We start from the raw sequence: 26,901 nt of genomic DNA on the forward strand, positions 1-26,901 counted from the left end.
TCGGGCGGTCGACGCGGCGTCAGAGCGCTCGCGGCGCATCAGCGCCCGGCGCACTGATCTTGTGCAGTGCCAGGTCGCGGGGCAGCAGCGCGACACCGGGCCCGCCCTCGGCCACCCAGTCGCGGATCCGCGCCGCGGTCTGCACGTCGGCGCAGCCGAACCAGACGGGACGGCCGCCGCGTCGACGCCCGGTAAGCGAGGGTTGGACGACGACCACGTCGGAGTAGTCGCACCGGCCGAGGCAGGAACTGGTGCGCACCCGGGCGAGGTCGGGCGACGCCTGGCAGAGGGCGCGCAGCGGCGCGGCGCCCTCCGGGTCGGTGCGCCCGCAGCAGCATCCCGCGCAGAGCACGATCCCGACACGGGTGTCGGTTGTGGAGATGGTGGGTGGCATCGGCGCATCCCTCTCACTCGCGGTGACGGCCCTGGCGGCGGAGACCTCTCCACCGCCCGCCGTGGTGATGGTCGTGACGCCCCCGGCGGAGGTTCCACGCGGATCGCGACTTTCCCTCGTTCTGATGACTACCAGGGGTTTCACCCCCGATCCGGTCGCGGTGCGTGCGCACATCGTCGACAGCTCGTCAACCTCCACGGGGCTGCCACGCTCCGTCACGTTGACGCTGCCGGCCGACGACGGCGACAACCCGCAGTCGGGGCACCACGATCGGCGATCATGTCCGGGGAACTCGCCTGGCCGGCGGGACGACCAACAGGCAGGGACGGGCATGAGGGTGAATGCCGCCGTCACCGGGCGTCGACGGGAGGCGAAATGACCCTGCTGCTCGGCGGCCGAACGGTTCGGGACTGCTTCCCGGCCCTCGCCGCCAACCCCGGAGTGGCCTACCTGGACTCCGCCTCGACGACGCAGAAGCCCGCGGTGGTGATCGAGGCCGCGCGGCGTTACCTCGGTGACCGCACCGCCAACGCCGGCCGGGGCGCCTACCCGTGGGCCACCCGCGCCGCAAGGCAGGTGGAGGACGTCCGGGCCCGCATCGCCGGCCTGATCGGCGCCGCCGGTCCGGACGAGGTCATCTTCACCTCCGGCGCGACGGCGTCGTTGAACGCGGTGGCGCTGTGCTGGGGCCTGGCCAACCTCGACGACGGCGACGAGATCCTCTACAACCCGCTCGACCACGCGTCGAACGTGGCGCCGTGGCGCAACCTGCAACGTCACCTCGGGCGGCGCGGAGTCACCGTCCACCTCGTCCCCTACGCGGTCACTGCCGTCGGTGAGGCCGACATCGCCGATGTCGAAGCCAAGATCGGCCCCCGGACCAGGCTGATCACGACCAGCCACCTGCACAACGTCTTCGGCTCGCTGACCACCCTGGAGGAGCTGGATCGACCGCTGCTGCGCTGCTTCGACTGCAGCCAGAGCGCCGGGCACGTGCGGGTCGACGTCAGCGCGCTACGGGCCGACTTCGCGGCGTTCAGCGGGCACAAGATGTTCGCCGCCCCCGGCATCGGCGCGCTCTACGTCGCCCGCCGGCACCACGACACGCTGATGCCGTTCCTGCCCGGCGGTGACGGCGGCACGGCCATGCCCCGGCTGCTGGAGGGCGGCACCCCGAACCTGGTGGGCATCGCGACGCTGGGCGCGGCCGTCGACGTCGTCACCGACATCGGCGTCGAGGCGATCGCCGCGCACGACCGGTCGCTGACCCGCCGCCTCGTCGACCGGCTCGCCGCCGTCCGTGGGGTCGAGTTCCTGCCCGGGGTGGCGGCGGCGTCGTGCGACGTCGGCTACGGGATCGTCTCGTTCCGCATCGCCGGGATCGAGGCCGCCGACGTGGGGTTCGTGGCCGCCTCCCACGGCCTGTACGTGCGCACCGGCACCCACTGCCTACCGGGCGCACCGGCCCACCTGGACTCCGTGCGCGTCAGCACCCACGCCTACACCAGCCCGGACGAGGTCGACCGCCTGGCCGACCTGGTCCGGGACATCGCGAAGGAGGTCCACCGCCCATGACCAGCCCCCGTTACGACCGCGCGGACGCGTCCCGGATCCTGGCCGACCTCGCCGGATCCGACCTGTTGCCGACGGCGCCGTGGGCGGCGCCGGCACCGGTGCCCTTCCGGTCACACCGGCTGGCCGCCGAGCCGGGCGGTCACCTGACGCTGTCCCAGCGGCTCTACCTGGAGCGGTTCATGCGGCCGTGCACCCCGGCCGAGGTCACCAGCGCCACCCACCGGATCACCTGGACCGACTCCGCGGGCGTGCCGAGCACGGGGCACTTCGTGGCCGGCGGGCTCGGCCCGGTCGTGCCGATCGCGGTCCGGGAGACCACGCTCGCGCTGTGGCGGCGCCTGGACGCCAGCCCGGGATTCGCCGCGCGCGTCGCGGCCCTCGGGGACGACGACCGGGCGGTGTTGGACGGCACCACCACCGACCGGGAGCCGCGGGACATCTTCCGCATCGGGGTGGAGGCAACCGGGCGGGCCCTCGCCCAGCACGCCCTGCTGGCGGGGCAGACACCCCACGACGACGCCGGGACCTTCGCCCGCGCCATGGCCCGCGGGAGCCTGTTCACAGCGGTGGCCAGCCAGTGGTACTGGGAGTTGCAGGCCTCCACCTACCGGCGCGGGATGATCCCGGTGCGGCTGGAGGCCACCCCGGACGGCACGCTGCGCTACACCGCAGGCAGCGTCGAGACGCTGCGGCGGATGAAGGAGGCGACAATCGCGCAGGCGCACGCGGTGATGGCGCGGGCCACCAGCGAGGAGGGGCTGACCGTCGAGGCCGCGGTGCACCGCTACCACGACCAGCTCGACCTGATCTCCCGGCAGTACGCGCTGCTCGACCCGGGCACGCGGCCCCGTTGCCTGGCGCTGCCGACCGTGCTGCCGGCGGTGGTGGACGCCTACGTCGAGACGTTCGTCGCCGTCGTCGCCCGCCTCGACGTCGTCGAGGAGCCGCACGACACGTCGAGCGTCGACGGTGACACCGGCGGGGTGTTCCACGTGCCGGACATGAACTGCAAGCACTGCCAGATGACCATCCGCGGTGTCCTCGAAGCCATGGACGTCACCGTCCACGAGGTCGACCTGGCGTCCAAGCGCGTCGTCGCCGACTTCCGCAGCCCGCGCAACCGGCGGCGGGCGCTCGCGGCGGTCCGCGACTCCGGCTACACCGTGCTGGCCGACTAGTGCGCGGACCGCGGCCCCGCCTCACCGCCCCGGCGGGGTTACTGCTCGACCGGCCCGACGTACTGTTCGACCTGACCGCCCAGCACGGCACCCCGGTCAACGTCGTGTTCCCCCAGGTGCTGACCGACAACGTCGAGGCGTTCCGGCACGCCCTCGACGGCTACCGTCTGCCGTACCGGATCTTCTACGCGCACAAGGCCAACCAGTCACGGGCGCTGGTGCGGGCGGCCCACGACGCGGGAGTCGACATCGACGTCGCCTCCGCCGGTGAACTCGCGCAGGCACGCGAGTGCGGCTTCCCCGACGACCGCATCGAGGTCACCGGGCCGAAGGGCGAACGGTTGCTGCGGCGGCTGGTCGACCCGGCCGGCCCGGTGGTCAACGTCGACAACCCGTGGGAGCTGCACCGCCTCACCGAACTGGCGGCGCGGCCGGTGCCGGTGCTGCTGCGCCTGGCCGGCGGCCGACGCGTCAGCCGGTTCGGGATGACACCGGAGCAGTTCGACGACGTGTTCACCCTGATCCGCTCCCGCCCCGACGCGGTGGACCTGCGCGGCGTCTCGTTCCACCTGGACACCGCCGACGTCGACGAGAAGGTGCACACCGTCGACGTCGCCCTGCGTCTGGTCGAACGCGCCCACACCCACGGACTCACCCCGCGGGTGGTCAACATCGGCGGCGGATTCCGGCAGGCGTACCTGGCCGCCCCGGACGAGTTCGACGCCTACGTCGGCGAGCTGCGGCGCGGGCTGCTCGGGCGCGGACCCCGGCTCGGGTGGGGCGACTACACGTTCGGCTACCAGGTCGACCGGACCGGCGCGCTGCGCGGCACCCCGGTCTTCCACCGCTACGCCAACGCCACCCCCGGCGTGCAACAACTGCGCGAGCTGCTGGACCGGCCGCTCACCGGTGGCCGCACCGTCGCCGAGACCATCGGCGAGAGCATGCTGGAGCTGTGGGTCGAGCCGGGCAAGGCGCTCGTCGACGGCGCCGGCCTCACCGTCGCCGCAGTCGAGTTCACCAAGCGGGCGTCCGACGGCAGCACCCTGGTGACGCTGGACCTGAGCCGCGACATGCTCACCCCGGCCGACCAGGAGGTCATGCTGGATCCGACAGTGCTGCACCGCGGAACGCCCGACGGCGGCCCCTGCGAGGTTTTCCTCGCCGGCAACCTGTGCCTGGAACGCGACATGGTCAGCAACCACCTCGTCCGGCTGCCGGCGCTGCCCCGCCCCGGAGACCTGATGGTTTTCGTCAACACTGCCGCCTACCAGATGGACCTGTCGGCCGCGCCGGCCCTCATGCACCCCCGCCCACCCAAGGTCGCGGTACGGGTCACCGACGGCCGGTTCACGGTCACGACGGACGGAGACGAGGAATGCTCTACCACGACGTGACCGAACTGATCGGCGACACCCCGCTGCTGCGCCTCGACCCGGCCCGCCACGGGCTGCTCGACGTCGAGCTCTACGCCAAGCTGGAATCCCACAACCCGTTCGGGTCGGTCAAGGACCGGGTCGCCTGGGGCATGCTGCGCGACGAACTGCCCACCGCCGTCGCGCAACGCCGCACCCTGATCGAGGCGTCCAGCGGCAACACCGCCAAGGCGCTGCGGATCCTCGCCGCGATGCACGGGCTCGCTGTGCGCGCCTACACCAACCGGGTCCGCGTCGACGAGATCCGCGACCTGCTGCGCTGGCTCGGCACCGACGTCCACGAGCTGCCCGGCCTGTCCGAATGCCCCGACCCGACCGCCCCCGACGACGTGTTCAGCGTCATCGAGAAGCACCTCGCCGCCGACCCCGACGCCTACCTGCACCTGTCGCAGTACACCAACGAACGCAACATCGAGGCCCACCACCACGGCACCGGCGCCGAGATCGCCGCCGACCTCGGCCACGTCGACTACCTCGTCGGCGGTCTCGGCACCACCGGATCCACCCGCGGCGCCGCCACCGCGCTACGCGAGATCAACCCCGACCTGCGTACGGTCGGGGTCGTGGCCCGCCGCGGCGACTTCATCCCCGGCATCCGCTCCGAGACGGAACTGTGGGACGTCGGGCTGTTCCAACCGGACTTCTACCACGAGATCGTCCCGGTCGACGCCGGCGTCGCCGTCGACGCCACCGCCGAGCTCGCCACCCGCCACGGTGTCCTGGGCGGGCCGACCAGCGGGGCCAGCTACGCGGCCACCCTCGACGTGCTGCGCCGCCGACCGCCGGGCGAGGGGCCGGTCCGGGCGGTGTTCATCGTCTGCGACCGCGTCGAGTCGTACCTGTCCTACCTGCGCAAGCGCCGACCCGAACGCTTCGGTGGAACGGCCCGGCACCCGACGGCGGCCGACCTGGACGCGGTGCCCCGGTGGGAACCCGAGGAGCTGCACGCCCGCCGGGAACGGGTCGTCGTGGTGGACACGCGCGGGGGCATGGCCTACCGCATCGGGCACGTGCCCGGCTCGCTGAACATCCGCGACGACCAACTCGAGGACTCACTCGAGCAGGGCTCACCGTTCCCGCCCGGCGCCACCGTCGTCCTGGTCTGCCCGGTCGGGGACCGCTCCGTGCGGATCGCGGCGCTGGCCCGCCGGCACGGCCAGGACGCGGTGAGCCTCGCCGGCGGCATCGTGGCCTGGCGCGACGCCGGCCTGCCGCTGGAGGTGCGCGGCGCCCGGTGAGCGCGGCGCTGGTCGCGGCGCGGCCCTCTGCCAATGGCGGGAAAAGTGCCGGGAACCGCCGCCGTGGACGCGCCGACTAACCAGGTGCCGCCCCCTTGAGACGCACCGCAGAACGGTGATGCCGGCACGGGGCGGCGCCACCTCGACCTCCGCCGCGGCGGAGGTGACCCGGAAGGGCCGAACCTCAGATGCTGCGACCGAGCGATCCCGTCGAGCCGCGGACCACCGTCGCGGTGGCACGGATCAGCGATGCCTTCCGCGCCGCCGGTTGAGCGTGCCGGCCGTCGCACCGATCGCCGAGGTCGGGACAGCGCGGTCCGCGCGCCCCATCCCTTCTCGGACCGGGCTCTACCGTTCCTGATCGCCACGCTGGTGGCGGGGCTCGTCCTGGCCACCAGCATGGCGATCGCGATCGGCACCGTCGCGGTGCCGCTGGCCGACGTCGTCGCGGTCACCTGGGCGCACCTGACACCCGGCGACAGCGAACAGAACCTGTTGTACGACCAGATCGTCTGGGACTTCCGGACGCCCCGGGTGCTGCTGGCCGCGGTCAGCGGCGCCGGGCTGAGCGTGGCAGGTGTCTGCCTGCAGGCGTTGGTGCGTAACCCCCTCGCCGACCCCTACCTGCTCGGCGTCTCCTCCGGCGCGTCGCTGGGCGCCGTGGTGGCGCTCACCACCGCCACCGCGCTCACCACGACCGTCGGGGTGTCCGGCGCCGCTTTCCTGGGCGCGCTGACCACCGTCGCCGTGGTGCTCGGCCTGGCCCAGCGCTCCGGCCGGGTGTCCGCCACCCGGCTGATCCTCGCCGGTGTCGCGGTCGCCTACCTGGGTTCGGCGCTCACCAGCTACGTCCAGTTGCGGGCCGACCCGACCGAACTCGTGGGCACCATGTTCTGGCTGCTGGGCTCGGTCGCCGGCGCGTCCTGGACGGACCTGCCGGCCCCCACCGTCGCCCTGGTGGCCTGTGCGCTCTGGCTGGCTACCCAGGGCCGCCGTCTCAACGCGCTCACCATGGGCGAGGATTCCGCGACCGGCCTCGGCATCGACGTCAACCGGCTGCGGATCGGCCTGCTCCTGGCGGCGTCGCTGCTCACCGCCACCGTCGTCAGCGTCGCCGGCGGCATCGGATTCGTCGGGCTCATGGTGCCGCACGCGGTACGGCTGCTCGTCGGCCCCGACCACCGCCGGGTCGTACCCGTGTCGTTGCTGCTCGGCGCGCTGTTCCTGGTTCTGGTCGACCTGCTGTCGCGGACGCTCGACCGGCCCAACGAGATGCCGATCGGCATCTTCACCGCGGTGCTCGGCGCGCCGTTCTTCCTGTGGCTGATGCGGCGACGGGCGGGTGCCCTCCGGTGAGAGTGACCGCAAGTGACCTGCGGGTGACCATCGACGGGCACGTCATCCTCGACGACGCCGCGCTCACCGCCGAGACCGGCGCCGTCATCGGCCTGGTCGGGCCGAACGGGTCCGGTAAGAGCACGCTGCTGCGCAGCATCTACCGGGCGATCCGCCCGGATCGCGGTGCGGTCCTGATCGGGCAGACCGACGTGTGGCGCCTACCCGCCCGCAAGGCCGGCAGGCTGCGCGCGGTGGTGACCCAGGACCAGGAACTGCACAACGACTTCAGCGTCCGGGACGTGGTCGCGCTGGGCCGGGTGCCGCACCAGGGCCTGCTCGACCGGGAGACCGCTGACGACCGGGAGGTCGTGGCAGGCGCGCTGGAACGCGTCGGCATGACCTGGGCGCGGTCCCGGCTGTTCGCCACGCTCTCCGGCGGGGAACGACAGCGGGTGCTGCTCGCCCGGGCGCTCGCCCAGCAGACGCCCGTGCTCCTGCTCGACGAGCCCACCAACCACCTCGACATCGGCGCCCAACTCGAACTGCTCGACCTGGTCCGCGACCTCGGCCTCACCACCATCTGCGCCCTGCACGACCTCGACCACGCGCTGGCCTACTGCGACGAACTGGTGCTCCTGCGCGGCGGACGGGTCGTCGCGGCCGGCGGTCCGGTCGACGTGCTGACTCCACAGCGGCTGACGGACGTCTTCGGCGTCCGGGGGGCGTTCACCACCCACCCGCTGACCGGCCGGCCCCATCTGGTCGTCGCCGCCCTGAACCCGGCCGACCCGCCCAACCGCCGCGTCGACGCCGACGCGGGCAGCACGGCCGCCTCCACGGCATGACCCACCAACGGAAGCGCCCGCCGGATGGCCCCGGAACCACCGAGCGCCGCGCCTACCGCAGGGCGCGCAACCCCCACCACCGATGCCGCCTCGGCCCGGCGGCCAGCTCGGCCAGGACGACCTCGGTGACGTCGACGCCGTCGCGGACCAGTGTCATCCGGGCGCGACGGGTGATCGCCGCAGCATCGTCGTACCACCGACGGCAGGTGTCGCACGACGTCAGATGCCGCTGCGCGACGTTCCACTGCCCGGGCGCGTCCTCGCCGTCGAGCTGGCTCGACAACACCTCACGCCACCGGACGCACCCCACATGTCGGTAGTCGCCGCCGACCTCATGATGGTTCCCACCCGCGCCGGCCGGCGCCGGGCGCGGTCAGCTTGCCGCGCCCCCGCCGCCGCGCCGCTTCCCCGGCGACCCGGTGGTGAGCACCTCGATGAGGTCCTCGCGGGCCCGGGCGACCCGCGATCGGATCGTGCCCACCGGGCAGCCGCAGACCTCCGCGGCCTCCTCGTACGACATGCCGAGCAGTTGGGTGGCGACGAACGCCACCCGCCGCTCGGGACGCAACGCGGCGACGAGCTGCTCCACCGCGATCGCCTGGTCGAAGCCGCCGTTGACGTCGACCAGGTCCTCCGGCAGGGTCATCGCCACGGTACGCGGGCGGGTGGCGGCCATCCGCACGTTGTCGACGGCGACCCGGCGGGCGATACTCAACAGCCACGTTCGCGCCGACGACCGCCCAGCGAACGACGGCAGGGACCGCCACGCCCGCAGATAGGTCTCCTGGGCCAGGTCGTCGGCCTCCGCCGCCGACGTCAGCGCGGCCAGGAACCGCCACACCGACGTCTGGGTGGCCCGGACGAACGCCGCCGCAGCCTCCCGGTCACCCCGGCCAGCCGCGAGCGCCCACGCGGTGACCTGCGCGTCGTCCATCACCCTCGGCACCTCCGCACGCCCCACACGACAACGTGTAGTAGTAACTGCTCCGCAGACTACGGCATGAGTCGTCAGCGCTGTCCGACCGCGACGCGAACCCTCCCGGCGACCGGAAAGCCCGCCCGTCAGCACCCTGCGGCATCCGCACCAGCCCACCACGATCGACGTGGACCGACTGAAAGGCGAACCAATGGCAGGTCGCACGGCACGCGGCATCGTCCTTCTCCTGGCCGCCCTGGCCGGCACCGCGGCGGCGGCCGGACCGGCGTACGCGCACGTGTCGGTCAGCCCCGCGCAGGCCGCCCCGGGCACGACCACCACGTTGACGTTCCGGGTGCCCAACGAACGCGCGGACGCCACCACGGTCGGACTGCGTCTCGTCCTGCCCGCCTCGACGCCGATCGACTCCGCCGCCGTGCACGAGTTGGCCGGCTGGCGTGCGGTGGTCGAGCGGACCCAGCCGGGCGGCGGCGGCCCCGTCAGCGCTGTCACGTGGACCGCGCTCACCCCGGACGCGGCGATCGACGGTGAGCAGTTCCAGGAGTTCCGGGTCTCGCTCGGCCCACTGCCGGACGGCGGCGACCGGGTGGTGTTCAAGGCGCTGCAGACCTACTCCGACGGGCAGGTCGCCCGATGGATCGAGGAACCCGAGACGGGGAAGCCCGAGCCGGAGAACCCGGCGGTGGTCCTAAGGCTGGACCGCGACGCCGGCGGCGCGGTGGACGAGCACGGCATGCCGATCGCCGGCGGCAGCGCCGCACGCGCCAGCGCCACGCCGGCGTCCGTGTCGCTCGCCGTGGGCGTCGCGGCGCTCGTGCTCGCCGCGGCCGCGCTGCTGGTGGCGCTGGTCAACCGGGCCGCCGCCAGCACGGGTCGACGCTGACCGGTGCGATTTCACGCGGGCCGGTGCCGCCGATGACCGACCAGCGAACCGGTCCGCCGCACGGCCGGTTTCACGTCCACGTCCACCGTCCCCGCACGTCGCCCGAGGTCGGCGCCGGCACCGACGAGACGGTGATCCTGGACCCCCTCTCCGGCCGCCCGTGGCTGTCCGGGCGGTGGCCGCGCTGGACCGTCCGACAGGTCGACACCGACGCGCTGCGGGTGGCGCTGATCGGGACCTGCGGGCTGGCCGAGCGCGCCCTCGCCGAGCAGGTGATCCGGTCCGCCGACCACTATGACCCGGGTGCCCTCGCCCGCTTGCCCGGCAGCTTCCTCACGTTCGTCCGCACGCCGTACGGCACCTACGCCGCCGGAGACGTCGCCGGCCTTCATCGTCTGTGGCTCACCGCCGGCGCGCTGACCGCTGGTCCCGCTGGGGGCGCGGCTGCGGTGCCCGAGGCGGTTGGCGTGCACCTCTACGACGACGGCGCCCACCGGCTCGAACCGTACTGGGCGCCGCCGCGGGCCGACCTGCCGGCGACGGTGACCGGCCCGCTAATCGCGCAACGGCTGCGCACGGCCGTGCGCGCCCGCGCGTCGACGCTCGGCGCCACGATCGACGCCGACGACGCGGCTCGCCGTCTCCTCGACGGTTACCCCGTGCCGATGGACTCACCGCGGGGCCGGCTCACGCTGCTGCCGACCGGCGTCGAATCCCTGCTGCCACCCGGCCGGCAGACGCGCCGCCGGTTGGGCGTCGACCGCCGCCTAAGCGCGGTGCGCGCGAGTGCCGCAGCCGCCGCCGCGGATCCCGACCTGGGCTGGTTGCTGCAGCTACCGTTGCTCGACGCGCACATACTCCAGGTGGCGCTGGCGACCCGACCGTCCGACCTGTCCCGGGATCGTTTACGCGCCGAGGCCACCCAGGCAGTGGGTCGATGACAGGCGGCGCACAAAAATGCGCAACATTCGATAATCCGTACCGCGCCGCAGTCCGTACCATATTCGTGAGCCGGGACACGTCACGCGCCGCGAAGGGCTACCGCGGTGCGGCGCTCACCGACGGCACGAGGGCACGCTGCCGCCGAGCCGCCCCCGCCCGATGCTCGGGATCCATCCACCGAAGATGAGGTCTGTCGTGGAGTCCACCTACCACGTGCTCGGCATGAGCTGCGACCACTGCGTCCAGTCCGTCACCGCCGCGCTGAGCGCGCTGCCCGGCGTCCGCGAGGTCACCGTCGACCTCGCCGCCGCCCTGGTCACCGTCCGCAGCGACACCCCGCCGCCACCGGACGCGGTCCGCCGCGCCGTGGACGAGGCCGGTTTCGAGCTGACCGCGGGCCGGCCGTGACCGCCCCGGCGCAGCTGACACTGACCCCGCTCAGTGTCGGCGGGATGACCTGCGCGGCCTGCGCGAACCGGATCGAACGCAAGCTGAACCGCATCGACGGCGTACGGGCCACGGTCAACTTCGCCACCGCCACGGCCACCGTCACCCACCCGGCCACCGTCCCCGTCACGGACCTCCTCGCGGTCGTCACCGCGCTGGGCTACACCGCCCAACCGCCGAGCGCGGACACGCCGGACACCGACCAGGACGGTCCGCTGCGCCTGCGGCTGACCGGCGCGGTGACGCTCAGCGTCCCCGTCATGGCGATATCCATGGCGCCCGCGCTGCAGTTCACCGGCTGGCAGTGGGCCGTGGCGGCGTTGAGCGCCCCGGTGGTCGCGTGGGCGGGCTGGCCGTTCCACCGCGCCGCGCTGGCCAACGCCCGCCAGGGCGCCGCCACCATGGATACGCTTGTCAGTCTCGGCGCGCTTGTGTCGTACCTGTGGAGCCTGTGGGCGCTGCTCGCCACCGACGCCGGACGGCCTGGCCTGACGATGACCTTCTCCCTCACCGGCGGCCACGGCCACGCCCTCTACTTCGAGGTCGGCGCCGGCCTGGTCACCTTCCTGCTCGTCGGGCGCTGGCTCGAGGCCCGAGCCCGCCACCGCGCCGGTTCCGCGCTGCGCGGCCTGGCCGAACTCGGCGTCCGGGACGTCGCGGTCCTCGACGCCGACGGCCAGGAACACCGGCGGCCGGTAGGCGTCCTGCACGTCGGGGACCGCTTCGTGGTCCGGCCCGGGGAGCGGATCGCCACCGACGGTGTCGTGGAGACCGGCGCCGGCGCGGTCGACGCCTCCCTCCTGACCGGTGAGAGCGTGCCGGTCGAGGTCGGCCCGGGCTCGCCGGTCGCCGGGGGCACGGTCAACACCGGCGGCCGGCTGGTGGTGCGGGCCACCCGGGTCGGCGAGGACACCCGCCTCGCCCAGATCACCCGGCTGGTCGCCGAGGCACAGGCCGGCAAGGCCCGGGTGCAGCGCCTCGCCGACACCATCGCCGGGATCTTCGTCCCGTTCGTGCTGGTGATCGCCGTGGCGACGGCAACGGCGTGGCTGGTATTGGCACCCGCCGCCACCGCGGTCGGGGTGGCGGTCGCGGTGCTCATCGTGGCCTGCCCGTGCGCCCTCGGCCTGGCCACCCCGACCGCGTTGCTGGTCGGCACCGGCCGCGGCGCTCAACTCGGCGTGCTCATCCGGGGCGCCGCCGCGCTGGAGTCCGCCCACCGCATCGACACCGTGGTGTTCGACAAGACCGGCACGCTTACCACCGGCCGGATGCGGGTCACCGCGCTACACCCCGCCACCGGGGTCGACGAGGTGGAGTTGCTCCGCGCCGCCGCGGCGGTCGAGTCCTGCTCCGAGCACCCGCTCGCGCAGGCCGTCGTGATCGCCGCCGGGCAGCGCTGCGGCACCGGCCTGCCGGTCGCGACCGACTTCCACGCCACGCCCGGACGCGGCGCCGCCGGCACGCTCGACGGCGCCCTGGTCATCGTCGGCAGCGCCCGGCACCTCGCCGACGCCGGCGTCACCGTGCCCAAAACCGCCGGCGCCGACAGTGTCGCGTACGTGGCCCGCGACGGTCACCTGCTCGGATGGATCACCATCGCCGACCGCCCCCGCGACACCGCCGCCGCGACCGTGGCCCGGCTTCGGGACGCCGGCCTGCGACCCGTCCTGCTGACCGGCGACACCCCCGCCGCCGCCGAGGCGGTGGCCGCGCTGGTCGGACCGATCGAGGTGCACGCCGGCGTCAGCCCCGAGGAGAAGGCCGCCACCGTACGCCGGCTGCGCGCCGAGGGCCGCGCCGTGGCCATGGTCGGCGACGGCGTCAACGACGCGGCGGCGCTGGCCGAGGCCGACCTCGGCATCGCGGTCGCCACCGGCAGCGACATCACCATCGAGGCCAGCGACATCACCCTGGTGCGCGCCGACGCCGGGACCGTGGACCTGACCGCCGCCGTGGACGCGCTGGAGCTGGCCCGGGCAACCCTGCGCACCATCAAGGGCAACCTGTTCTGGGCGTTCGCCTACAACACGCTCATGATCCCGTTGGCGGCGACCGGGCTGGTCAACCCGATGGTGGCGGCGGCAGCGATGGCCGCGTCCAGCCTCCTGGTGGTCCTCAACAGCCTCCGGCTGACCCGGTGGCAGCCTGCGTTGATCCGCTCGGGCTTGTGAACCGTACGTCTGGAAGACGGTCACACGCGATGTCGTAGGCTTCCCGACGGCCTCTACTACAAGCTGTCGTTATCAGTGATCCGGCAGGACACCACCGGGACGGAAGGGAACGGACGTGACGGACGAAGCGCAGGTCACCGCCTGGGCGCTGGCGGCCGGTCAAGGTGACCACGAGGCGGCCACCCAGTTCGTCCGGGCGACGCAGACCTCCGTGTGGCGCTACCTCGCCGCTATCGCCTCCCCCGCCGAGGCCGACGACCTCACCCAGGAGACCTACCTGCGCGCCGTGCGGTCGCTGCCGTCGTTCGCCGGCCGGTCCTCCGCCCGGACCTGGCTGCTGACGATCGCCCAACGGGTCGCGGTCGACCGGGTACGGACCATCACGGCGCGGCCCCGCACGGTGCCGCTGCCCGAGACGCATGAGGTCACCGACCGTCACCACAGCGGCTTCGACCAGCGGATCGTCCTCGAACACCTGATCGCAGCGCTTCCCGCCGACCGGCGGGAGGCATTCGTCGCCACCCAACTTCTCGGCATGTCCTACGCCGAAACCGCCGAACTGTGCGGCTGCCCCGTCGGCACCGTCCGGTCCCGCGTCGCCCGCGCTCGGGAAGACCTTGTCGCCGCGATGCGGGCCCGCCCCGGCCGGGGCGACGCCGTCGGATGACCCGCAGGTCACCAGCAGGACACGGGAACCAGCGACGCCCTCGCGACGACTACCCGACCATGGGGTGTGCGCAGTGGCGTGAGGTGTTGTCAGCTCAACTCGACGGCGAGGAAACCGCCGCCGAGCGGTCGGCCGTCGAGCAACACCTGGCCGACTGCCCGGCCTGCCGCATCTGGTACGACCGCGCCGCCGCGGTGTCCCGACGCGCCCGGCTCACCCTCGCCGACGGCGCGGTGGACCGCACCGACGCGATCCTGGCCGCCCTGCCCGAGCGGCCCCGGCGGTCGTGGCGGCAGCGGATCACGCTGGGCCTACGGGCCACGCTGGGACTGGTGGGCACACTGCAACTGGTCCTCGGTCTCGCCCAGGTCGGGCGCGGGCCGACCGGCGGCCACCAGCACGACGTCGGTGGGGCCCTGACGTCCGGCCACCTCTGGCACGAGTCGGCGGCCTGGAACGTGGCGGTCGGCGCCGGGTTCCTGTTCGTCGCCGCCCGGCGCACCCCACCCACCGGGCTGGTGCCGATGCTGTCCGCGTTCGTCGGCACGCTGGTGCTGCTGTCGGTCAACGACCTGGCCACCGGCCGAGTCGACCCGGGGCGGCTGGTCAGCCACGCGTTCCTGCTGGCCGGCTACGCCATCGTGGTCGCCCTGAGCCGCGTCCGGGTGGAACCGGGTGGCCCCGCCGGCCGCGGCGCCCGAGAGCGCGGCCGGTGGCGGCTGTCCGAGGACAGCACCCCGGCGTCCGGGCTGCGCCTGGTGCCCGCGCCCTACCAGGGCTCGGCGCACCACCGGCACGACGCGGCGGCGTGACCGCACTGTCGGGTGAGGTGGCCGATCCCACCGGCTGGAACTTTCCGCCGCTCGACCCCGACCAACGACAGGAGTACCGATCTTCGAGGGGACACTGTCATGCCCAGCACCACCACCAGCGTCTGGTTCCTGCGTCCGGCGGCCCTGATCGGCGCGGCCCTGCTGGCCGCGTCCGTCGCCGCCTGCGGCTCCGCCGACGGCTCGACCACCGCCGCACCGTCGGCGACGGCTTCGGCTTCGGCTTCGGCGAGCGCGGCGGCCGGGGTGCTCGGCATCAGCGACCCGTGGGTGAAGGCCGCCGACAAGGGCATGACCGCCGCGTTCGGCACCCTGGTCAACGACGGCGACGCGGATGTGACGATCACCAAGGCGGCCACCGAGGTCTCCCCGATGGAGCTGCACGAGATGACCATGAAGGACGGCAAGATGGTCATGCAGCCCAAGGAGGGCGGCATCGTGGTCAAGGCGCACTCCCGGGCCACGCTGGAGCCCGGCGGCGACCACCTGATGCTGATGAACATCGCCAAGCCGGTGCAGGCGGGCGACGAACTCAGCTTCACGCTCACCTTCGCCGACGGCCGCACCCAGACGTTCACCGCCGTGGCGAAGCCGTTCACCGGCGCCCAGGAGTCCTACGCCCCCGGCCACGGCGACTCCCCGATGCCGGAGATGAGCATGAGCCCCGCCTCATGACCGGGGGTTCCCCCACGGGCCGTCCGGTGAGCAGGCGTGGCCTGCTCACCGGCGGCGCCGTCGCCGTCGGGGGCACGCTCGCCGGCAGCGCCGCAATCGCCGTCGCCCGACCCGACGAGCCTCGGGCACGCCCCGCCGACGCAGTTCCGGTGGCCCAGGTCGGCAGCGCGGTCGAGCCGTTCTACGGCGCCCGGCAGTCCGGGGTCACCACCGAGCCGCAGGCGCACGCCGCGTTCGTGGCGTTCACCCTGAAGCCCGGCACCGACCGGGCCGCGCTCGGGCGGATGCTGCGGCTGCTCTCCGACGACGCCGCCCGGCTCACCCAGGGCCGGCCGGCGCTCGCCGACACCGAACCGGAACTCGGCCTGCTGCCGGCCCGGCTGACCGTCACGTTCGGCTTCGGCCCCGGCCTCTACGCCGCCGCCGGGCGCGACGACCGCCGGCCGCCGTCCGTGGCCGAACTGCCGGCGTTCCGCGTGGACCGGCTGCAACCGCGCTGGTCGGGTGGGGACCTGCTGCTCCAGATCTGCGCCGACGACCCGCTCACCGTCGCCCACGCCCAGCGCGTCCTGGTCAAGGACAGCCGCCCGTTCGCCACCGTGCGCTGGGTGCAGCAGGGCTTCCGGCGGGCCGCCGGCGCCGAACCGGGCCGCACCCAGCGGAACCTGTTCGGGCAGCTCGACGGCACCGCCAACCCGAAGCCGGGCACGCCGTCGGACACCGCCGTGTGGGTCACCGACGGGCCGGACTGGCTGCGCGACTCCACCACCCTCGTGGTGCGGCGGATCAGCATGAACCTGGAGACCTGGGACCTGCTCGGCCGCACCGACCGGGAGGTCGCGGTGGGCCGGCGGCTGGACACCGGCGCACCGCTGACCGGCGTCGCCGAGCACGACGAGCCGGACTTCGCCGCGCTCGGCGCGGACGGGCTCACCGTCATCCCGGACTTCTCGCACCTGACCCGGGCGCATGTCACCGACGACCGGCAGAAGATCCTGCGCCGGCCCTACAACTACGACGGCGCGCCGACCGCCGACGGGCACGCGGACAGCGGGCTGGTCTTCGCCGCGTACCAGGCCGACATCACCCGCCAGTTCCTGCCCATCCAGCGCCGGCTGGCCGAACGGGACCTGCTCAACGAGTGGACCACCCCGATCGGCTCCGCCGTGTTCGCCGTACCGCCCGGCTGCCCCGACGGCGGCTGGATCGGCCAGCAGGTGCTCGGATGACGACGACCCGGAAGGCCCGGTCCGACATGCGTACCCGTACCGTCGCCACCCTCGCGGTGGTGCTCACCGCGCTTCTGCTGGCGCCCGCCGCGCCCGCCGCGGCGCACAACTCGTTGCAGGCGGCCACGCCGGCCCAGGACGCCCGGCTGACCGCCGCGCCGACCACTGTCACGCTGCGGTTCGCGCAACGGTTGAACCCCGAGTTCACCACCATCGTGCTCAGCGACGCCGACCGGCGGAAGGTGCCCACCGGCGCGCCCACCGTGGACGGTACGGCGGGCCGCGTCACCATCGACGGACCGCTGCCCAACGGCGCCTACACGGTCGCCTACCGGGTGGTCTCCGCCGACGGCCACCCGGTGCAGGGGTCGTACCGCTTCACGGTCGCCGACCCGACCGCGCCCACACCGCCGGCCGAAGCCGGGACGGCGGGAACTCCGGTCGGCGCCGACGCGGCAAGCCCCGCATCCGCTGCCGGTAACGGCGACACCGGCCCGCCGGTGGCCCTGATCGCGGGGGGCCTGGTCGCCGCCTTGGCCGTGGCGGGTACGGCCCTGCTCCTCCTGCGGCGTCGTCGCGCCGCCTGATCGCGGGCGAGCGGCCCGCCGGCCAACCGACCCGATGCCAGGCTCCACGTCGTGCACCAGACCGCATCCGGGCGCCGCTGCCGGCACGGCGGACGGCGAACGCCACCGGCACCGTGGTGCCGGCCATGGTCGCCGTGCACGGCCCCGCCGTCGCCTGCGGTGGCGGTGGCGGCAGGGTGGCCGGGGCATACGCGCCCGGGATGTGGTGGTCGACGCCGAGCACCAGCGGTGTCGCAGCGCCGCCCGGGGTGAGGACGGAGAAGTCCGCGTAGACGCGGTAGGCGCCGGCGCGGAGGAGTCTCAGCGGCACGCTCCAGGTGCCGTCGGGCGCCATGGTGGGGTGCGGGTGCAGGTGCTGGTAGCCGGTGAGGTCGCGGGCCACCACGACGAGATGCAGGGGCTTGTCATGCACGACCGCGGAGCGCGTCGCCGGCCGCCCGCCGGTTCCCAGAACGCGGAAGCGGTAGTCCTCGCTCCGGCCGGCGGGCTGCAAGCGCCGCTCGGGCAGCCCGTCCCGTTGGCGGTAGCCGCGCGAGCGTCGGTGACGCGGCCGGTCGCTGTCGTAGGCCGCGTAGAACGAGGTCCTCGGCAGCTCGGGCGCCGTGGTCCAAGCCGCGCAGAATCGCATCCGCTGATGCCGGTGGCGTGACAGCACCGGTGAGGAGGCCGTCACGCCACCGCAGGGAGCGTCGTCGCCGGAGGTACCAGTACCGACTGACGTCCAATGCGATGTTAACGGATCTGGTTGCCGTTTGCACCAGCGGCAGACATCCGGCTGCACCGGATGGCGCAGGCGCAAGAGGCCGGCCGACGTGCGACCCCCGCAGAGGACGCCGCGCCGGCCGGGTCCGCCTCACCTGAGGTACCCCCTACCTCGCGGACGTCTTTACGATAATGAGTTCCGCTTCCAATGTCATCGCCTGTTCGTTCCGGCGCGGGAAGCCCGAGCGGAACCCTGGAGCCATCTGCGCCTGTTGACTCACCAGGCGACTACGTGGTGTGCTCGCACGGTAACGGTAACGATGGTCGTTTCGAGTTCTGAGGAGGATCATGTCTCTCACCGTTCCGCCAACCCTGCTCGAAGCCGCCGAAGCGGGCCCCGTGGACGACGCCGACTTCGTCGCCTGCGTACGCGACTCCCTGCCGTACGCCTGGGAGACCGTCTCCCGGGTGGTCGAGGAGTTGGCGTCCTCCACCGCCGACTTCGCCGACAACGTCGTACCACCGCCCACCGAGACCGAACGCGGTCAGCTGTTGCGGGCGCTGGCCAGCGATGCGATCCGCTCCGGCCTGGAGCGCCACTTCGGGGTGAAGCTGGCCTTCCAGAACTGCCACCGGGTGGCGGCGTTCCGGTTGAGTGCCGTCGACTCCGATACCTACCGCAGGTTCGTCTCTACCCGTGGGCAGTTGCTCAACCAGTCACCCGAGCTACGCAACTGTTGACCACCACACTGCCGGACGTCCCGGCGGGCAGGTCCAGGCTCACCTGTTCCTGCGCGCCGGGCATCGGTACGGCGGAGGAGGACACCGGCCGGGTCGGTGGCCGCCGCGCTCACGGTGTACGCCATCTGCGGTCACTCGTCGAGGCGGCGACAACGCTACGCACCATTAACCGGTTCGGCAGCGAGGTGCTGAACGGCCGGTAGGAGCATGCCTTCCACCCGGGCGTTCCGGCGGCGAGCGTATCCACCGCAGGACGGTGTTCAGGTGGCGCAGTCGCCGCAGACTCCGAAGATCTCCATGGTGTGGCCGACGTCGGTAAAGCCGTGCTGGCTGGCGACCTGGTCGGCCCACCGCTCCACGGCCGGTCCGGCGACCTCGACCGTACGACCGCACTCGCGGCACACCAGGTGGTGATGGTGGCGGCTCTGGCTGCACCGCCGATAAAGCTGCTCTCCGCCCGGCAGCTTGGTGGAGTCGAGTTCGCCGGTGTCGACAAGCATCTGCAGTGTGCGGTAGACGGTGGTCAGGCCCACGCGCGCCTGGCGATTCAGCAGCATCTGGTGCAACTGCTGGGCGCTGTGGAAGCCGTCGACCTCGCGCAGCAGTGCCAGCACCTCGGCACGCTGGCGGGTGTTGCGGGTCATGCCGGTCGTCGCCTCGCTCACCGTTCGCCGTCTCCGTTCCGCTGGGTGGCCAACCCGCTGCGGCTGGTTGGCGGTGTTTGCTCGCGCCCCATCGTGGGCCATCTGACATCCGCACCCATTATGCATTGCGCATATATCCAATGTTCTCGCTGACCCTAGCAGTGCGGCACCAACCCGATCCGGGCGTCGAACGTGGCCTGAGCTGTAGCCCCGCTCGCCCGCCACGTCTCGCGGCAAGCGCTTGCGTGACGCCGATACGAAAGTTAGTCACGGCCTGGTCACAACGCTTCGTGCGCTTAGTGACAATGGCTTTCGATGAGCGGATGATCCCCTTCAGTCGCGCCCGTCACCGGGCGCTCGCTCTGGGAGGAATCCGCCCGTGAGACATCCATCCCCGTGGGGTAGGCGGGGCTTCGCCGCCCTGCTCGCCTCCACCGTCGCCACCGGCACGGTCGCGTTGACCGGTGCGAGTGCGGCGGCCGCCGCACCGGCGGCCCCGCCGGCGCCGGCGCCGGAAGCACCGAAGGATTCGCCGGCCGCGGCGCTCGGCAGCCATGACGCCGAGCTGCTCGCCGACGCGCAGGCACAGCGCAGGTCGGCGGTGACTGTCATCATCTCCACCGACAAGGGCAGGGCCGACGAGGTCACCGCCGCGGTCCGCAAGCTCGGCGGCACGGTCACCCACCGGGTCGACCAGGTCGGCTACCTGCTGGCGCAGGTCCCGACGGACAAGGTCGTCAAGACCGCCAAGCTGCCTGGCGTGTCGGCGATGGACCTGAACGAGTCGATCACCTTGCCGAGCCCGCGGGTGGAATCCCTGCCGGGCAAGCAGGCCGGAGCGCAGGAAACAACCTCCGGCCCCGGTGCCTCCACCCCGGCGGACAACCCCTACATGCCGACCGGGGAGACCGGCGCGGTGGCGTTCAAGAAGGCACACCCGACATGGGACGGCCGGGGCGTGACCATCGGGATCATGGACTCCGGCGTCGACCTGGACAATCCCGCTCTGCAGACCACCTCGACGGGCGAGCGGAAGATCGTCGACTGGGTGACCGCCACCGACCCGTTGCTGGAGGGCGACCTGACCTGGCGGGCCATGCGCACGCAGGTCACCGGCACGTCGTTCACCGCGGCCGGGCGCCAGTGGACCGCACCAGCGGGCACCTGGCTGTTCAACGTCTTCAACGAGAACATCACCGAGGGCAGCGAGCCCGGTGGCGACGTCAACCGCGATGGCGACACCTCCGACAGCTTCGGCATCCTCTACGACCCGGCCAGCCACGACATCCGGGTGGACTCCGACCAGGACGGCGACTTCACCGACAACCCGGTGATGCGCCCCTACAAGGAGCGCTTCGACGTCGGGCACTTCGGCACCGACGATGCCGCCACCGCCGTGCGGGAGCAGATGCCGTTCGTGGTCGATTACCGCGAGGACGTCGACCTTGGACCGGCGGGCCTGCCCGGTCAGACCGCGGACTTCGTCAACATCGGCATCATCGAGGGCGCGCACGGGTCGCACGTCGCGGGCATCACCGCGGCCAACGACATGCTCGGCAACACCCGCTTCGACGGGGCCGCGCCGGGCGCGAAGCTGGTTTCCTCCCGGGCCTGCACCTGGGGCGGAGGTTGCACCGCGGCGGCGCTGACCACCGGCATGGTGGACCTCGTGGTCAACCGCAAGGTGGATGTGGTGAACATGTCCATCGGCGGCCTGCCGGCGCTCAACGACGCCAACAACGCCCGCGCCGAACTGTACGACCGGCTGATCAACGACTACGGCGTGCAGATGTTCATCTCCGCCGGCAACTCCGGCCCGGGTGTCAACACCGTGGGTGACCCGTCCGTCGCTGGCAACGTGGTCAGCGTCGCCTCCAGCATCAGCCGGGAGACCTGGCTGGCGAACTACGGCTCGGTCACCCGCCGGCCGTACCAGCTACACCCGTTCTCCTCGCGCGGGCCGCGTGAGGACGGCGGCTTCAAGCCCACCATCAGCGCGCCCGGCTCGGCGATCTCCACCATCCCGCTGTGGCAGGCCGGCTCGCCGACCCCCGAGGCTGGCTACTCGCTGCCGCCGGGCTACGCAATGTTCAACGGCACCTCGATGGCCTCCCCGCAGGCCACCGGCGGCGCGGCGCTGCTGCTGTCCGCCGCCAAGGCGACCGACACCGGGGTCACTCCGGCGGCGTTGCGTCGGGCCGTGGTCAGCTCGGCCTCGTGGATCAAGGGCGAGCCGGCGTTCGCGCAGGGTAACGGCCTGCTCGACGTGCCGGCTGCCTGGAAGCTGCTGGCCAAGCCCGTCACCCCGCGCAGCTACACCGCGAGCGCGCCGGTGTGCACGCCGATCTCCGACTTCCTCGCCACCCCCGACCGGGGCACCGGCATCTACAACCGCTGCGCCCCCGGGCAGGGCGGCCAAAAGGTCGGCCAGGCACGCACCTACCAGGTCAAGGTCACCCGCACCACCGGTCCGGCCGGCGTAATCCGCCACAAGCTGCAGTGGCGGGGCAACGACGGGACGTTCCGCGCCCCGAAGTCGGCGGACCTGCCGCTGAACAAGGCCGTCTCCATCCCGGTGACGGCAACCCCGAAGGCCGGCGCCCACGGAGCCATCCTGCGCATCGACGACCCGAAGACCAAGGTGGTCGACTTCGAGGTGCTCAACACCGTCGTCGCCGCCGCGCAGCCCACCAGGCCGACGTACGCGTTCTCCGGCTCGGGCAGCGTGGACCGCAACTCGACGACCAGCTTCTTCGTCTCGGTCCCGGAGGGGACGGCGGCACTGCAGGTGAACCTGTCCGGCATCGCCACCGGCTCCCAGACCCGGTTCATCGCCATCAACCCGTGGGGTGTGCCGGTGGAGAGCACCGCCAGCACCGCCTGCTACACCAACTACTCCGACGCGGCGGCGTGCAAGCCGCAGGAGCGGGACTACGCCAACCCGATGCCGGGGATCTGGGAGATCGAGGTGGAGGCACGGCGCACCTCGCCGTCGCTGAACAACCCGTTCCAGCTCACCGCCCGAGTGCAGGGCGTCACGGTGGAGCCGGCCGTGGTGACGCTGCCCAGCGTCACTCACGGTGAGTCCACGCCGATTACCTGGACGGTCACGAACACGTTCGGCCCGGTGGTGATCACGGGTCAGGGCGGTCCGTTGGGCAGCTCGGCCTCCTCCCGGGACAGCATCGCCGACGGTGAGCGCAAGACCTACACCGTCGAGGTGCCCGAGGGCGCCACCCGGCTGGACGTCGCCATCGGCAACACCAGCGACCTGGCCGCCGACCTGGACCTGACCGTCCTGCGCGACGGCGTCGAGGTCGGCCAGTCCGCCGACGGCGACTCCGAGGAGTCGGTGGCCATCCCGAACCCCGAGCCCGGGACGTACACCGTGCAGGTCGACGGGTACGCGGTGCCGGCAGGCACCACGCAGTTCGACTACCGGGACGTGTTCTACTCCCCGGCACTGGGCCAGGTCACCGCACCCGGCACCACGGTGTCCCTGCCCAACGGTGCCAGCGCCGCCATCACCGGCGCCGTCACGGTGGACGCCGCTCCCGCTGCCGGCCGGCAGTTGTTCGGTGAGCTGAACCTGGTCACCGACGAGGGCGCGGTCGTCGGCCGCGGCGCAGTGTCCATCGGTGCCGTGAACTGACCGACAGCGCGATGCCCGCCCTCGGCACCCACGAGGGCGGGCATCGCCGCGTCATAGGCGCATCGTGATCGAGTGATCACTGTAGGATGCGGTCGTTGAAGTTGAGAGGTGATCCGCCTGAGTACGACCGAGCCCGCCGCGCCCGTGCGGCCCGAGCCGCAGGCTCCTACCGTGCCGGCCGCCGAACCGGCGGCGTCCGACCGCGAGCGGTGGGTCGGCTCGACCGAGGTGCTGTGCTTCCTGCTCATCCTCGTCGGTGTGCTGCACCGGCAGGTCGGGGCGCTGGTCACCGACCCGCGCCTGCAGACCTGGCTGACGGTGTTCGTGTCGGTGATGGTGCAGGCGGTGCCGTTCCTCGTCTTCGGGGTGGTGCTGTCGGCGGTGATCGCCGTGTTCGTGCCCCGCTCGTTCTGGGCGCGGGCCCTGCCCCGCCACCCCGCGCTCGCGGTGCCGGTCGCCGGCATGGCCGGAGTGGTGCTGCCGGGCTGCGAGTGCGGGTCCGTGCCGATCGCCGGGTCGCTGATCCGTCGCGGTGTCACCCCCGCCGCGGCGCTGGCGTTCCTGCTCGCCGCGCCGGCGATCAACCCGATCGTGCTCACCGCCACCGCCGTCGCGTTCCCGCGCAACCCGGAGATGGTCGCCGCCCGCGGCGGCGCCAGCCTCCTGGTCGCCCTGCTGATGGGCTGGATGTGGCTGCGGCTGGGCCGCACCGACTGGATCCGCCTGCCGCACCGCGCGCACCTCGACGGGCTACCTCGGATGACCGCGTTCTGGACGGCCTGCCGGCACGACGTCATCCACGCCGGCGGGTTCCTCGTCGTCGGGGCCATGGCCGCGGCGACGATCAACGTGGTCGTACCGCAGCAGTTCCTGCACGACCTCGCGGCGCGGCCGGTGCTGTCGATCCTCGCGCTCGCCGCCCTCGCGGTGCTGCTGTCCATCTGCTCCGAGGCCGACGCGTTCGTCGCCGCCTCGCTGTCCCAGTTCTCGCTGACCGCCCGGCTGGCCTTCCTCGTGGTCGGTCCGATGGTCGACCTCAAGCTGATATCCATGCAGGCCGGCATCTTCGGCCGGCGGTTCGCCGTCCGGTTCGCCCCGGCCACCTTCGCCCTCGCCGTGCTCGTCGCGGCGACCCTCGGGACGGTGATCTGGTGAGTCGCGGTACTCAGGCGGTGGTGCTGGTCTTCCTCGGCGGCGCGATCCTGCGCGCCAGCCTCACCGACCTCTACCTGCGCTACGTCAAACAGGGGCTGCGACCTTTCCTCATCGCCGCCGGGCTGCTGCTGGTCATCACCGCGCTGGTGGCGCTCGTGCAGGAACTGCGGCACCTCACCCGGCCCGAGGGCCAACCTGACGACGACGGGCACGGCCACAGCCGTTCCGGTCCCATCGTCGGGTGGTTGCTGCTGCTCCCGGCGCTCGCGCTGCTCTTCGTCGTACCGCCTGCGCTCGGCGCCGACACTGCGGCCCGCGCAGGCTCCGCCCTGACCGACGACCGGGACGTAGCCTTCCCGCCGCTACCCCCCGGCGACCCGGCCGAGCTGACACTCATCGAATACGGCTACCGAGCCGTCTACGACCACGGACGCACGCTCGACGGCCGGCGCATCCAGTTGACGGGCTTCCTCGCCCCCGGCCCGGACGGTGAGCCAATGCTCGTCCGCATCATGCTGTCCTGCTGCGCCGCCGACGGCATCCCTGTCAAGATCGGCCTGCGCGGCGACGTGCCCGAAGGCCCGGCGAACACCTGGGTACGCTCCACCGGCCGGTGGATCCCGCACACCGCCAAGGACCCCGTCAACGACGCCGACCTCCCCTACTTCCAGGTGGAGACCTGGGAGAAGATCCCCGCGCCCGCCGAACCGTACGAGTAGCCGCGACGGTTGCACGAGTGCTGATATCAACATCTGACAGCTAGACGACGCTATTGCACATGACTACCGTTACGCTCACTTTAAGGAGCGCGAGGAGCGGTCGAGCATGCGCAGAGTTTCGCGCCACCCCGTTCCGGCGGTGTCGTGACCCCCGGATCCGGCAGCGTCGAGGAGATCAGTGACCTTCTGCGCACCATCGCCCACCCGACACGTCTTCGTATCCTGCGGCATCTCACGGAGGGCGATGCCTGCGTCACGGAGCTGAGCGCCACGTTGGAGGTTCCTATGCCCAACGTGTCCCACCAGTTGCGGCTGCTCCGCAACGCCCACCTGGTGCGCCGTTACCGCGGCGGCGGCCGCATGTACTACGGACTCACCGGCATACCGGCCGTCGCTCTCGTGCTGGAGGTGCTGAGGTTCTGCCCCTGACGACGGCGAGGCGCCCGCACGCGCCGAACGCCGCTCCCGGCGGTGCGCCGAATCCCGTAGGTGGCCGGCGCGGAGCCAGGTGGGCGAGGGCTCCGCGCCGGCCGGGATCACTGTTCGGTGGCGCCTCTACCGCAGGACGCTGCCGAACACTGACGGACTTCAGGCGCGTCGATCAGGGCAGCACCTCGAACGTGAACGTCTTCGGTCCCGAGGTGACGGTGCTGCCGGTGGCGGCGAGCTTGCCGGTCACCTCGAAGGTGACGGCATACGTGCCGGCGGCGTCGAAGCCCCAGTTGGCGTGCGTGTGGGTGTTGCGGTTGACGTTCAGGCTGTCCGCCAGGCCGTTGCCGCTGTCGAACAGCACGCTCGGGGCGCCACCGGAGACGGTGTAGATGCTGAAGCCCGCCGGCCCGGACACGCTGGTGAGCTTGAAGGTGACGCGGTTGTTCTGGAAGACGCCGGTGGGCACCTCGGTGGTGTTCCAGCCAGCCCAGAGCAACCCGGCCGTGTTGGACTGCGGCAGCACCCAGGCCTGGCCACCGGTGCCGAGGAAGGCCCAGGACGATCCGCCGGGCACGCTGACCTTGGCCGTGTTCGGCAGGCGGAAGAGCACGTCGGCGGGATTGCGCTCGACATCGGTCGGGCCGCTGCCGTCCAGGACGCTGACGGTGAGCGCGCCGGCGGCGTAGTCGACGTCGATGACGTCGACATGGCCGCTGGTGAGCACGAGCGGCGCCGCGGCGACGGGCGTGGTGGTGCCGGCGAGCAGTGCGGCGGTCAGGACCAGACCGGCGAGAAGACGGTTGCGGATACGCATCGCGCTCATGCCTTCACGACGAAACGCAGCGTGGCGGGGGCGGAGGTGACCTGCTGGCCGGTGGCGGCCAGGGTGCCGGTGGCGCGGAAGGTCACGCAGTAGGTGCCGGCCTTGTCGAACGCCCAGTTGGCGTGCGTGTGGTCCCCGGCGGTCAGGGCCAGGGCGTCGGGGAGGCCGTCGCCGCTGTCGGCCAGGATGCTCGGCTGGCCCACGGCGTTCTCGGTGTAGATGGCGAGCTGGCCCGGGCCGGCGACCGACTGGAGGGAGAGCGTCAGTGAGTCGTTGGTGAAGACGCCGGCCTCGATCTCCTCGGCGGTGAGGCCCGGCCAGATCAGATTCTCGTTCTGGATTTCCGGCAGGATCCAGACCTTGGACACGCCCGGGGTGCCGAGGAACGTGAAGGCGGGGTCGGCGGGGACGGTGAGCTTGGCCTGGCGCTTGACGACCAGCTTGACCTCGTCGGCGCCGTACTCAACGTCGTTGTCCTCGTCGTGGACGCCGATCTCCAGCGAGCCGTCCTCGTAGGCCACGTCGACGACGTCGAGGTGGCCGGCGTTGAACGTCACGACCGAGGCGGTGGCGGCCTGCGCGGGCAGTGCCGTCGCGACCAGCGCTACGCCCAGGACACCCGACGCCAGCAGGTGACGCACGGTGCTACGCACGTAAA

26 protein-coding genes are annotated in these 26,901 nt (G+C 72.5%); 20 read left to right on the forward strand and 6 right to left on the reverse strand.

What is annotated here, in order from left to right; genetic code table 11:
* Positions 1-19: 19 nt before the first annotated feature.
* On the reverse strand, positions 20-394 hold the full coding sequence (locus O7613_RS14850) for a (2Fe-2S) ferredoxin domain-containing protein (protein WP_282289056.1): 375 nt from the start codon (positions 392-394) through the stop codon (positions 20-22).
* Between the two features lie 375 nt (positions 395-769).
* Between O7613_RS14850 and O7613_RS14855 the strand changes: the two genes are divergently transcribed.
* The 6 genes from O7613_RS14855 to O7613_RS14880 all read left to right on the forward strand — a co-directional run bounded on the left by O7613_RS14855 (position 770) and on the right by O7613_RS14880 (position 8,004).
* The gene (locus O7613_RS14855) at positions 770-1,969 is read left to right on the forward strand and encodes an aminotransferase class V-fold PLP-dependent enzyme (protein WP_282289057.1); all 1,200 of its coding nucleotides are present in this window, start codon (positions 770-772) and stop codon (positions 1,967-1,969) included.
* Positions 1,966-3,147 carry a heavy-metal-associated domain-containing protein gene (locus tag O7613_RS14860; RefSeq protein ID WP_282289058.1) on the forward strand — a complete coding sequence of 394 codons (1,182 nt, stop codon included), beginning with the start codon at positions 1,966-1,968 and terminating at the stop codon, positions 3,145-3,147. Before O7613_RS14855 ends, O7613_RS14860 begins: the two co-directional genes overlap by 4 nt.
* Positions 3,147-4,544 (forward strand): alanine racemase, encoded by a 1,398-nt coding sequence (locus O7613_RS14865; protein ID WP_282289059.1) that lies wholly within the window; start codon positions 3,147-3,149, stop codon positions 4,542-4,544. The genes O7613_RS14860 and O7613_RS14865 overlap by 1 nt, the downstream gene beginning before the upstream one ends.
* Positions 4,526-5,821, forward strand: a complete 1,296-nt coding sequence (locus tag O7613_RS14870; RefSeq protein ID WP_282289060.1) for a pyridoxal-phosphate dependent enzyme — start codon at positions 4,526-4,528, stop codon at positions 5,819-5,821. The genes O7613_RS14865 and O7613_RS14870 overlap by 19 nt, the downstream gene beginning before the upstream one ends.
* Before the next feature lie 372 nt (positions 5,822-6,193).
* On the forward strand, positions 6,194-7,177 hold the full coding sequence (locus tag O7613_RS14875; RefSeq protein WP_282289061.1) for an iron ABC transporter permease: 984 nt from the start codon (positions 6,194-6,196) through the stop codon (positions 7,175-7,177).
* Positions 7,174-8,004 carry an ABC transporter ATP-binding protein gene (locus O7613_RS14880; RefSeq protein WP_282289062.1) on the forward strand — a complete coding sequence of 277 codons (831 nt, stop codon included), beginning with the start codon at positions 7,174-7,176 and terminating at the stop codon, positions 8,002-8,004. Before O7613_RS14875 ends, O7613_RS14880 begins: the two co-directional genes overlap by 4 nt.
* A 52-nt stretch (positions 8,005-8,056) precedes the next feature.
* Here O7613_RS14880 and O7613_RS14885 read toward each other — a convergent pair whose 3' ends face one another.
* Both O7613_RS14885 and O7613_RS14890 read right to left on the reverse strand, forming a co-directional pair.
* On the reverse strand, positions 8,057-8,287 hold the full coding sequence (locus O7613_RS14885) for a hypothetical protein (protein WP_282289063.1): 231 nt from the start codon (positions 8,285-8,287) through the stop codon (positions 8,057-8,059).
* 90 nt (positions 8,288-8,377) lie between these two features.
* Positions 8,378-8,941 (reverse strand): sigma-70 family RNA polymerase sigma factor, encoded by a 564-nt coding sequence (locus O7613_RS14890; RefSeq protein ID WP_282289064.1) that lies wholly within the window; start codon positions 8,939-8,941, stop codon positions 8,378-8,380.
* 190 nt (positions 8,942-9,131) lie between these two features.
* On the opposite strand from O7613_RS14890, the gene O7613_RS14895 reads away from it, so the two are divergent.
* The 10 genes from O7613_RS14895 (at position 9,132) to O7613_RS14940 (ending at position 18,818) form a co-directional block, all read left to right on the forward strand.
* Complete coding sequence (locus O7613_RS14895) at positions 9,132-9,824, forward strand: YcnI family protein (protein ID WP_282289065.1); 693 nt, start codon at positions 9,132-9,134, stop codon at positions 9,822-9,824.
* 32 nt (positions 9,825-9,856) lie between these two features.
* A complete protein-coding gene (locus O7613_RS14900; protein ID WP_282289066.1) occupies positions 9,857-10,765 on the forward strand; it encodes a hypothetical protein in 909 nt (302 codons plus the stop codon).
* Between the two features lie 184 nt (positions 10,766-10,949).
* Positions 10,950-11,174: a heavy metal-associated domain-containing protein gene (locus tag O7613_RS14905; RefSeq protein WP_282289067.1), complete on the forward strand. Its 225-nt coding sequence runs from the start codon at positions 10,950-10,952 to the stop codon at positions 11,172-11,174.
* A gap of 44 nt (positions 11,175-11,218) precedes the next feature.
* Positions 11,219-13,387: a heavy metal translocating P-type ATPase gene (locus O7613_RS14910; RefSeq protein WP_282289068.1), complete on the forward strand. Its 2,169-nt coding sequence runs from the start codon at positions 11,219-11,221 to the stop codon at positions 13,385-13,387.
* A 115-nt stretch (positions 13,388-13,502) separates the two neighbouring features.
* Positions 13,503-14,054 (forward strand): sigma-70 family RNA polymerase sigma factor, encoded by a 552-nt coding sequence (locus O7613_RS14915; RefSeq protein ID WP_282289069.1) that lies wholly within the window; start codon positions 13,503-13,505, stop codon positions 14,052-14,054.
* Between the two features lie 59 nt (positions 14,055-14,113).
* Positions 14,114-14,866: a zf-HC2 domain-containing protein gene (locus O7613_RS14920; protein WP_282289070.1), complete on the forward strand. Its 753-nt coding sequence runs from the start codon at positions 14,114-14,116 to the stop codon at positions 14,864-14,866.
* Between the two features lie 99 nt (positions 14,867-14,965).
* Positions 14,966-15,559 (forward strand): copper chaperone PCu(A)C, encoded by a 594-nt coding sequence (locus tag O7613_RS14925; RefSeq protein WP_282289071.1) that lies wholly within the window; start codon positions 14,966-14,968, stop codon positions 15,557-15,559.
* Positions 15,556-16,788: a Dyp-type peroxidase gene (locus O7613_RS14930; protein WP_282289072.1), complete on the forward strand. Its 1,233-nt coding sequence runs from the start codon at positions 15,556-15,558 to the stop codon at positions 16,786-16,788. The genes O7613_RS14925 and O7613_RS14930 overlap by 4 nt, the downstream gene beginning before the upstream one ends.
* A 26-nt stretch (positions 16,789-16,814) precedes the next feature.
* Complete coding sequence (locus O7613_RS14935) at positions 16,815-17,375, forward strand: copper resistance CopC family protein (RefSeq protein ID WP_282294539.1); 561 nt, start codon at positions 16,815-16,817, stop codon at positions 17,373-17,375.
* A 1,050-nt stretch (positions 17,376-18,425) separates the two neighbouring features.
* Positions 18,426-18,818 (forward strand): SCO5389 family protein, encoded by a 393-nt coding sequence (locus tag O7613_RS14940; protein ID WP_282289073.1) that lies wholly within the window; start codon positions 18,426-18,428, stop codon positions 18,816-18,818.
* 260 nt (positions 18,819-19,078) lie between these two features.
* Here O7613_RS14940 and O7613_RS14945 read toward each other — a convergent pair whose 3' ends face one another.
* A complete protein-coding gene (locus O7613_RS14945; protein ID WP_282294540.1) occupies positions 19,079-19,462 on the reverse strand; it encodes a transcriptional repressor in 384 nt (127 codons plus the stop codon).
* 421 nt (positions 19,463-19,883) lie between these two features.
* Here O7613_RS14945 and O7613_RS14950 point away from each other — a divergent pair, with 421 nt between their 5' ends.
* From O7613_RS14950 to O7613_RS14965, 4 genes are all read left to right on the forward strand, one after another.
* Positions 19,884-23,114 (forward strand): S8 family serine peptidase, encoded by a 3,231-nt coding sequence (locus O7613_RS14950; protein WP_282294541.1) that lies wholly within the window; start codon positions 19,884-19,886, stop codon positions 23,112-23,114.
* Between the two features lie 171 nt (positions 23,115-23,285).
* Positions 23,286-24,269 carry a permease gene (locus tag O7613_RS14955; protein WP_282294542.1) on the forward strand — a complete coding sequence of 328 codons (984 nt, stop codon included), beginning with the start codon at positions 23,286-23,288 and terminating at the stop codon, positions 24,267-24,269.
* On the forward strand, positions 24,266-24,988 hold the full coding sequence (locus O7613_RS14960) for a TIGR03943 family protein (RefSeq protein ID WP_282289074.1): 723 nt from the start codon (positions 24,266-24,268) through the stop codon (positions 24,986-24,988). Before O7613_RS14955 ends, O7613_RS14960 begins: the two co-directional genes overlap by 4 nt.
* A 144-nt stretch (positions 24,989-25,132) precedes the next feature.
* Entirely contained in the window at positions 25,133-25,417 is a 285-nt protein-coding gene (locus tag O7613_RS14965; RefSeq protein ID WP_282289075.1) for a metalloregulator ArsR/SmtB family transcription factor, read from the forward strand.
* A 172-nt stretch (positions 25,418-25,589) separates the two neighbouring features.
* On the opposite strand, the gene O7613_RS14970 is transcribed toward O7613_RS14965, so the two are convergent.
* On the reverse strand, positions 25,590-26,243 hold the full coding sequence (locus O7613_RS14970; protein ID WP_282289076.1) for a choice-of-anchor M domain-containing protein: 654 nt from the start codon (positions 26,241-26,243) through the stop codon (positions 25,590-25,592).
* Entirely contained in the window at positions 26,240-26,896 is a 657-nt protein-coding gene (locus tag O7613_RS14975; protein WP_282289077.1) for a choice-of-anchor M domain-containing protein, read from the reverse strand. The genes O7613_RS14970 and O7613_RS14975 overlap by 4 nt, the downstream gene beginning before the upstream one ends.
* Positions 26,897-26,901 lie beyond the last annotated feature (5 nt).

Source organism: Micromonospora sp. WMMD975, from assembly GCF_029581215.1.
GTDB lineage: Bacteria > Actinomycetota > Actinomycetes > Mycobacteriales > Micromonosporaceae > Micromonospora.